Below are 1,711 nucleotides of genomic sequence, written 5' to 3' on the forward strand. Positions count from 1 at the left end.
GTTGCGGGACGGCCGCATCACCTCCCAGGTCGGACCGTCCATGGGAATGGCGACGCCGCCGGCAAAACAGCCCTTGGAATAGAAGCCGATCGATTGCGCCGCGCTCGCGGCTGGCAGTTTCTTGGCGCCGAACAGGTCTTTTGCCCGTTCCTCGGCCGCGGCCGGCCGTACGGCTAGACCGGCAAGGACGAACAGGCCGAGAGCGGCCGCCAGCCTGAATTTTTTGCCGAGAGATGGCTGTATCGGTGTTTTCATGAAACCGGATCCCCACCAGGCCGAATCATAGCATGCAACGCGGAACGCTTCGATCGATAGAGCGGTTCACCGAAACGGTGAACCGCTCTATCTCTGTTTTGACGCAATCCCGGACGGAGAACCGTGTCACACTTTTCCTGGAATTGCTTTTAGCGCTTCATCGGGCTGCGCGCCTCGCCGTCGCGCCAGTCGCCGCTCGCCCACATATGGTCGAAGGCGGCGCGGTAGTCCGGAAAGCGCAGGGAATAGCCCGCCGCCTTGATCGCCGCGTTGCCGACGCGCTTGTTCTCGCCATAGAAGGACCGCGCCATGGGCGAAAGTTGGGCGGCGTCGAAAGGAATCTCGGGCGGCGGTTCGATGCCCATCAATGATGCGGCATAGGCGACGACGTCCTGCGGCGGCGCCGGCAGATCGTCGGTGACGTTGAAGATGCCGCCTTTATTGCCTTGGATGAGCTGCCACAGGGAGCCTGCAATGTCGTCGCAATGAATGCGGTTGAACACTTGGTCGGGCTTGACCAGCCGCCTTGCGCTGCCGTTTTCCAGATTGAGCAGGGCATTGCGGCCCGGCCCGTAAATGCCGGAGAGTCGCAGGATCGCCACCGGCCGGCGAATCTCGCGGCCCAGCTCCAGCCAGTCCTGCTCTGCCGCCACCCGCATCATCGAACGCTTCGACACCGGCCGGCATTCAGCCGTTTCATCGACCCAGGCGCCGTCATAATTGCCGTAAACCCCGACCGTAGAGAGATAGCCGATCCATTCCAGCGCCGGCATTTGAGCGATTGCCTCTCGGGCGGCACCCAGCACGGGATCGCCAGCCTCCTCCGGGGCGACCGAAATCAGCAGATGCGTTGTCTTTTCCAGTGCATCGCCGATTTCCTCGGTCAGCGCACCGTCGAACAGCAGCGGGGCGATGCCGGCCTGCCGTAGCGTCTCGAATTTTTCCGGCGAGCGTGTCGTGCCGAAGATCGTCGCGGCGCCTTTGTTGGCCCGAGCAAAAGCCCTGCCGGAATAGCCGGCGCCGAAGATGAATATCTGCTTTTCGCTCATGCATTCGCCCTGGTTGGCCGCGCCAGACGCCATTCGTCGCGCACGGCTTCGTCGCTCTCGGTTTTCAGGCCGAGGGCTGCCCTTTCTGAATATTCGGCATCGGGCACCAGCCGCGCCAGCGCCCAAATTGCCGCGCCCCGCACCAGCTGCGAGGCATCGTCCAGCAAGGCGCGCACAGTGTCGGCAAGAGAGGCATCGCCGGAATTGCCGGCGGCGATCAGCACGTTGCGGATGAACCGATCGCGGCCGATGCGTTTTATCGGCGAACCGGAGAAGAAAGCGCGGAAGGCCGCGTCATCGAGACCCAAAAGGTCGGCGAGCGGTGGTTCGCGCAGATCATCGCGCGCGGCGAGTTTTGCTTCCGAAGCCGCCCGGGCGAATTTGTTCCACGGGCAGGCGGCTAAACA

The 1,711-nt window shown here is 63.2% G+C and carries 2 protein-coding genes and 1 pseudogene; all 3 read right to left on the bottom strand.

The genetic code is table 11. The features are described 5' to 3' along the window. A partial coding sequence (locus tag ENZ74_RS31090; protein WP_206522376.1) for a penicillin-insensitive murein endopeptidase occupies positions 1-255 on the bottom strand: 255 nt, incomplete at its 3' end. A 149-nt stretch (positions 256-404) separates the two neighbouring features. Beyond that, complete coding sequence (locus ENZ74_RS31095) at positions 405-1,304, bottom strand: SDR family oxidoreductase (RefSeq protein ID WP_063170414.1); 900 nt, start codon at positions 1,302-1,304, stop codon at positions 405-407. Then, positions 1,301-1,711 (bottom strand): annotated as a pseudogene (locus ENZ74_RS31100) (tRNA epoxyqueuosine(34) reductase QueG); the annotation flags it as partial. The gene ENZ74_RS31095 and the pseudogene ENZ74_RS31100, both read right to left, overlap by 4 nt.

Source organism: Mesorhizobium sp. M7A.F.Ca.CA.002.15.2.1, assembly GCF_003998715.1.
Taxonomy (GTDB): Bacteria; Pseudomonadota; Alphaproteobacteria; order Rhizobiales; family Rhizobiaceae; genus Mesorhizobium; species Mesorhizobium ciceri.

Bases quoted from the DNA above. Each gene is read 5' to 3' on its own strand.
- ENZ74_RS31095 (WP_063170414.1), bottom strand. From the start codon at position 1,304: ATGAGCGAAAAGCAGATATTCATCTTCGGCGCCGGCTATTCCGGCAGG.